Here is a 6,585-nt window from a genome sequence, read left to right as displayed (position 1 = left end):
GCCTGTTTGGTAGTAACGAGAATAACGCCAAAAGCGGCACGGGCGCCATAGATAGCTGCAGAAGAGGCGTCTTTCAACACTGACAGCGATTCAATATCCGACGGATTCAACATATTGATGTCACCCGGTGCGCCATCGATCAGGATCAGCGGACTACCCGTTGTATTTGATACAGACGCAAAACCACGTACATTGAAAGTACCGGTGCTGCCGGGATGTCCATCGCCAAAATTTATATTGAGGTTGGGGATGGCGCCCTGCAAAGCTTGTGCAACGGATGAAACCGGCCGGTCTTCAAATACGCGGGCATCTACCGTGCTCACTGCGCCGGTTACATTCACTTTCTTTTGCGTACCATAACCCACAACCACCACATCTTCGAGGATGCTGTTCTTCTCTACAAGCCGGATCATGAGGGTATTCTTCCCTTTTCCTTTTACAATAAACCCGGGAAACTCATTTTTTTCATAGCCTACCGTAGAAAATTGGAAATCGTATTTCCCGCCGGTACGAAATTCATGAAACACAAAATCGCCGCTTGAATCTGTTGTGGTATTGTACACGCGACCGGTTGATCGCTCGGTAGCAGTGACCGTTACGCCAGCCAATGCGGAGCCCCGCATGCTGAGCACGGTACCGCGTACATCCGATACTTCGCCTGTAATTGTACTAACTTCCGGTTTTTGGGCCAGCAGCGGCCCCTGCAAAACCAGGATCATTATGAGGCATACGATACCCCTGAAGAGCTTTTTCGCTTTTCCCATTTAGCTATAGTTTAAATATGTTTATAAGAGAAGTGAGCGTGGATCCTATTTTATAATAAATCCATCGCCGGCAGCAATCAATGATAGTCCGTTTATCCGGGTAACCGTTTTTAAGATCAGTTCAACAGCGTCGCCCGGTAATACCGATCCGGTAAAATAAGCATCGGCTACACTCGTGTGATTATATTGAATGGGCACCTGATAGCGGCGTTTCAATACTTCAAGCACCGTAACCAGTTGCGCGTTGTTAAAGAACAGGGTATCTCCCACCCGTTGCACTTCTTTCGTATGGGCCAGTATCGTCTTCTTACTTTCTTCCACCGGTAATTTTTCTGGTTCCCAGCGGCTCACCGTCGGCTTCTGGGTGGTTGCAGTGAACGCCATTTCTTCACCCGGTACCAGGTAAATGTCTTTTATGGCGGAGTCTGATCTATTTAACCGGTGAATAACCACTTTCCCGGTATACAATCGCACCCTGATATCCCCAGCTGGCTTGGCAGCCACCAAAAACGAAGTTCCCAATGCAGTGGTGGAATAACCGTTGGCGTTTACACTAAACGGTTTGCTTTTGTTGTGCGCCACATAAAAATCAGCCTGCCCTTCCAGCGATACAACCCGATCGTGCTGGTTGTAGTTGGCAGAATCGTATCGAAGTATGGCGCCCGGTTCCAGTACAACCGTTGTTCCATCAACCATCCGGATGGTCAATGAGCGGGTGCCAGATGCATTTCTTGTTGCCAGTAATGGCTGCGTAATTGCGGACGTTTGTTTAGCTGCCAACTTATTTTTATTATGCGGCAAAAACAGGCTGGCAACACCAGCCACCAGCACTATGCCCGCCGCGGCGGTCCAGCGTTGCCAATGCATCGATCGCACTGGTGTTGAACGATGGGTGGCGCGCCGAATAACCGCCAACATCTTTTTTTCGTACGGTTCAGGGTATTCGCCTACCGGGGATGCGGCTGACCAGTCCCGGGCAAGCCGGGGCTCCGTTTCATTTTCCAACAGCCAGTTCATGACCTGCTGTGCTTCTTCCGGAGTACAATTGCCCTGGTAATAACGATGGATCAATTCCTGATCAGGCTGCATATATTTTGTAGCTGTTTTAAACATGTACACCGCAGGATGAAAGATCCCCCTACTGGTTACATTTTGTTAACATTAGAAAAGAGGATCCCCAGGATAATCAGCAGATCGGGTGAAAGGATACGTAGCTGCCGGGTAGCTTTGGTAAGATGATTCTCCACTGTTTTTACTGAAATGGATAATTGCGCGGCTATTTCTTTATTGGAAAGACCCTGGCGGGCTTTCAGCAGAATTACTTTTTTGCGAACAGGCGGCAGATGTCGGGTTATTTTTTCCAGTAGATCCTGGGTTTCAAAGCCGGTATTGGCGTTGTCACTGGTATCAGCTCCCACCGGATACATTTGCTGTGCATAGTTGAGTTCCCGGGCCGTTTTGCGGTCTTCCTGTCGAAGGTGATTGAGCAGAACAGATTTGGCAATAATATATACCTGTTTTTCAAGTGGATGAGATAAGGAAAGCGAAGTCCTGTAATTATAGATGCGAATGAAACATTGCTGGGTAAGCTCTTTCGCTACTTCTGAATGACGGGTCCTTTTCAGAAAGAAGTTATACACTTTTCCGTTCAGAAGATAATACATGACCACAAAGGCCTTTTCATCTCCTTCCCGGATCGCATAAATATCTATTGTGCTATTCATTGCCCTTACACGTGGTTGCTATCGGGGCAAATGTAAATACATATTACAGCAGGAGATATTATCATTATATTAATAACCCTGTTGGTATCTTTACAATAATTATCACCCAATGGCAACGGAAAGCAGCTATGATAATGTCCCCCGCCTTGTAGATCATCTTTTCCGGCATGAAACGGGAAAGCTTGTTGCCGTATTAACGCGCATTTTTGGCCCGCACCATCTTGAACTGGCCGAGGATGTTGTTCAGGATACACTTCTTGAAGCAATAAACGTATGGAACTATAAAGGCATACCGGAACATCCCATTCCCTGGTTGTACAAAGTAGCGAAAAACAAAGCCCTGAATATAGTAAACAGGGAAAAATACAAACGGGAATATGCAACAGCGGCAGCACATCTCTTAAAGTCTGAATGGACTGCCAATGCAGCATTGGAAACCTTATTTTCAGAATCTGAGATAAGAGATGATCAACTAAGGATGATGTTCACTTGCTGCCATCCTGCTATTTCCGGTGACTCACAAGTTGCGCTCACATTGAAAACCCTTTGCGGATTTAGTTTATCAGAAATCGCCAGGGCCTTTCTTACCACCGAAGAAAATATAAACAAACGTCTTGTCAGGGCAAGGCAAAAAATAAGGGAGGAAAAGATCTCTTTTGAAGTACCTCAACCGGAACACCTGGAAGACCGGCTGGATGCCGTACTACAAACGATCTACCTTCTTTTCAATGAAGGGTACAACGCCTCCACCGGCCCTTACCTGATCCGTTATGAACTGTGTGCAGAAGCCATCCGGCTCACCGAAATTATCAGCGTCAGTTCCTCCATAGTAGATAAATCAAAAGTATTTGCCTGTTTGGCGTTAATGTACCTGAACGCATCCCGTTTTAGCGCCCGGCAAAATGCGCAGGGTGAAATAGTAACCATGGCAGAACAGGACCGTAGCCAATGGGATAAGTTATTAATGGCAAAAGGATTTGCTTACCTCGATCCGGCGGCAACCAACAAAAACATTTCGGTTTATCATATCCTGGCCGCCATTTCCGCCTATCATTGTTCGGCAGCCAATTTTGCCTCCACCGACTGGAACAGTATACTGCTTTTGTACGATAAGCTGAGCGAACTCGACCGTTCACCGCTTGTAGCCCTGAACCGCGCTATTGCCCTGTCAAAAGTAAGCGGACCAGAGACTGCCATTGCTGAACTGGAAAAACTAAAAGACCTTTCTCCTCTTAAAAGTTACCACCTTTACTATTCAACACTGGGCGAATTTTATATGCAGGCCGGCCGGTTTACAGAAGCAAAAAATGCTCTTACAACTGCCATTGCCCTTTCACAATTGCCTGCCGAGCAGGAACTTTTGCGAAAAAGATTGGAGATCTGTAATCAAAATGGCGCATAATTTATTTGCATCCATGTCCCTATTTCAATTTCTCATTTGTTTTAAACACATCTTCCAATAGTAAAAAACAAACAATGAAGGAATTTTTATTAATCGTAAGAACCGAAGGAGAAGTATGGACAATGCTTCCCCCTGATAAATTGCGCCAACATATTGAACATGGTACAGCCTACATTGAGAAGCTGGTACAGCAAGGCAAAATCAAAAGCGCGCAGCCTCTTGACAGAGGCAGCCGTATCGTCACTAAAAATGATGGACTGGTAAAAGATGCGCCTTTTAATGAAACCAAAGAGGTGATCGCAGGTTATTTTCTTGTTGTCGCCGACAGTATAGAGGAAGCTGTGGCCATTGCAAAGGATAATCCCATTTTTGACGACATTCCTTCAACAATTGAGGTGCACCCAATAAAGCCGATCCCAGCATCGGCCTAAAGGCAAAGGGCAGAGGGCAAAACCGCGACGCGGCAAACTCTAAAAGGATATCCAATAGCCAGATTGAATAAAATAAAAATTTAAAACAAAAATGTCCCTATTAACGGGGCATTTTTGTTTTAAGGGTGTTAAAACGATCAATCATTTAAAAAGCAAAAAAAATGAAAGAGTTTATGTTATTGATCCGCACACAAGGGGATCACCTGGCGGAATTGTCGCCGGAACAACAGCAGCAACACCTTAAAAAAGTAATGACTTATATGGGTGGGTTGATGCAAAGCGGTAAATTAAACAGCGCACAACCGCTCGATATGGAGGGCGTAATTATATCAGGCGCGGCAGGCAAATTGAAAGACGGGCCGTTTAATGAAACAAAAGAAGTAATTGCCGGCTATTTTCTGGTGCAGGCGAACAGCCTCGAAGAAGCCATTCAAATAGCAAAAGAAAATCCGGTATTTGAAGATGGCACGGGCGCCAGAATTGAAGTACGACCCATTAAAGTAATGGAAGGCATTAATGGCTAAATAAAACAAGGTGTCCCGATTAAATCGGGACACCTAATTTTTATTACCTTACTATTTTTTACTCCAGTTCATGGCGGCCATCATCAGCAACTTTAGTTCCATCGGCTACTTTGTAAATGCGTAGGGCCAGGTATGGTTTGGCCGGCAGTTTTATCGATGCCTTGTTCTTTTCCATGAACTGATACCGGTTATCGGGCATGGGCACTACTTCAAACGCTGCGTCAACCGGCGTAATGATCATGTTCCAGGTATCGATGATATCCACCTTAAATTTTGCGCCGTTGGTGAGGTCCCTTTTAGGCAACACAAAATCCCATTGGGTTAATTTATTCTTGCCAAAATAAACCAGGTAATACTCCCCTGCTTTACCCGCCATATTTGTCTCCCAGTATTGATCTATCGGATCAAATCCTCCCTTAGGACCGCTCTCTACGATCTTTCTTAAAAATGCAATGCGCGCAGGACTTGTCCCGATCAGCTTACCACCGTAAGAGATCCATGGACTGGTTTTATATGTTTCGCCATGCGTAGCATAACCGCCGCCAATATAAGCGTTCCAAAAGCGAAAGGTCATTTCTTCCCCTGTTAATTGCCCCCAACGATTGTCAATATCCCCTTCATAATTGATCTCATCATTCACTATCGGTTTTTTGTACAGGTCTCTCAACAAAGGCGTACCCCAGGGCGCTTTTACCACATTGTAATACTGAAGGCTTACATGGGTTACCCAGGGTTTTGCATAATCGTATATTCTGTCGGCATTGTGTATAGAGCGTAAGTGATGATATGGGTCTTTCTCCTGCACCAGTTTAAACAGTTCGTCCCAGTCCTCATCGGTCATGCTTTTAATAAAACTGTTTTCATTACACATGCTCCACCAGATATTGCGGTACGCTGCATAACGGGCTACCATGTAACGGGCAAAGCGTTTGTTTACTTCCTGGCCCATCATATCAAAACCCCATTTACCTTTATCATATGGACGGAAAAGGATCAGATCCGCTTCCACCCCTATGTTTCTTAATTGCTGCACACAGGAATCGATGTTTTTAAAATACGCGGGGTTGAACCGGGAAAGATCCCAGTTGTCTTTATTAGTACCTTCAAACGGAAAAGTAGTGATCGTGAGCGGACCCGTTATATACCTGTCTTTATAAGGCGGCACTGCTAAAAAGCGCGCTTTGTTAAACGCACTGGAAGCCAGTGTTTCAATTGTCTGGTGTTTTGTTCCCGCCTCCTGGAACGGCCATTCGTAAATAGTAGTACCAAACGGCCAGTAGGGCGTTCCATCTTCATACTGGAAATGATAAGTAGCTCTTACCCGTACCGGACCATGATTACTTTTTGAAGCAGGCGTACATTCAAAATTTCCTTTTCTATTATTCAATTCTTTTTTATTACTGGTAGTAACATAACTCCAGGCGCCTTCTTTATCGGGCATAAACCTGATCTTGTAAATACCATTACCATCATAATATCCCTCCTGCTCATACACTTTATCGCCATTGGTAAACCGGGCGAGTAAGTCCGTCCCCATAAACGGATTACCGGCTGACGGGCCTTTCAGGGTCAATTCAAATACATCCCATTTTTCAATTTTGTCCTGCGCTATTATGTTACCAACCAAGACCAACAGGAACACGGCAGCCATTCCGTTTTTTTTCATACGTGGCACTGTTTTTTAAGCTTGTAAGATAACGCAGCAGTGATAATAAACTTCATTTCTACACTTCCACTTAT

At 45.0% G+C, this 6,585-nt stretch carries 7 protein-coding genes; 3 read left to right on the top strand and 4 right to left on the bottom strand.

The window, feature by feature from the left end; all coding sequences use genetic code 11:
• From ACJ751_RS26105 to ACJ751_RS26095, 3 genes are all read right to left on the bottom strand, one after another.
• A partial coding sequence (locus ACJ751_RS26105; RefSeq protein WP_407748474.1) for a TonB-dependent receptor plug domain-containing protein occupies window positions 1-764 on the bottom strand: 764 nt, incomplete at its 3' end.
• A gap of 45 nt (window positions 765-809) precedes the next feature.
• Window positions 810-1,853, bottom strand: a complete 1,044-nt coding sequence (locus tag ACJ751_RS26100; RefSeq protein ID WP_407748473.1) for a FecR family protein — start codon at window positions 1,851-1,853, stop codon at window positions 810-812.
• 56 nt (window positions 1,854-1,909) lie between these two features.
• Entirely contained in the window at window positions 1,910-2,488 is a 579-nt protein-coding gene (locus ACJ751_RS26095; RefSeq protein WP_407748472.1) for an RNA polymerase sigma factor, read from the bottom strand.
• 109 nt (window positions 2,489-2,597) lie between these two features.
• On the opposite strand from ACJ751_RS26095, the gene ACJ751_RS26090 reads away from it, so the two are divergent.
• From ACJ751_RS26090 to ACJ751_RS26080, 3 genes are all read left to right on the top strand, one after another.
• Window positions 2,598-3,890: an RNA polymerase sigma factor gene (locus ACJ751_RS26090; protein WP_407748471.1), complete on the top strand. Its 1,293-nt coding sequence runs from the start codon at window positions 2,598-2,600 to the stop codon at window positions 3,888-3,890.
• Window positions 3,891-3,964: 74 nt separating this feature from the next.
• Entirely contained in the window at window positions 3,965-4,321 is a 357-nt protein-coding gene (locus ACJ751_RS26085) for a YciI family protein (RefSeq protein ID WP_407748470.1), read from the top strand.
• A 161-nt stretch (window positions 4,322-4,482) separates the two neighbouring features.
• Window positions 4,483-4,845 (top strand): YciI family protein, encoded by a 363-nt coding sequence (locus tag ACJ751_RS26080; RefSeq protein ID WP_407748469.1) that lies wholly within the window; start codon window positions 4,483-4,485, stop codon window positions 4,843-4,845.
• A gap of 58 nt (window positions 4,846-4,903) precedes the next feature.
• On the opposite strand, the gene ACJ751_RS26075 is transcribed toward ACJ751_RS26080, so the two are convergent.
• Window positions 4,904-6,511: a DUF5060 domain-containing protein gene (locus ACJ751_RS26075; RefSeq protein ID WP_407748468.1), complete on the bottom strand. Its 1,608-nt coding sequence runs from the start codon at window positions 6,509-6,511 to the stop codon at window positions 4,904-4,906.
• Between the last annotated feature and the right edge of the window lie 74 nt (window positions 6,512-6,585).

The sequence above is a fragment of the Niastella sp. genome (assembly GCF_045805085.1).
GTDB lineage: Bacteria > Bacteroidota > Bacteroidia > Chitinophagales > Chitinophagaceae > Niastella.
The sequence above is the reverse complement of the archived record's forward strand: the minus strand, read 5'-3'. Positions and strand labels throughout refer to the sequence as shown.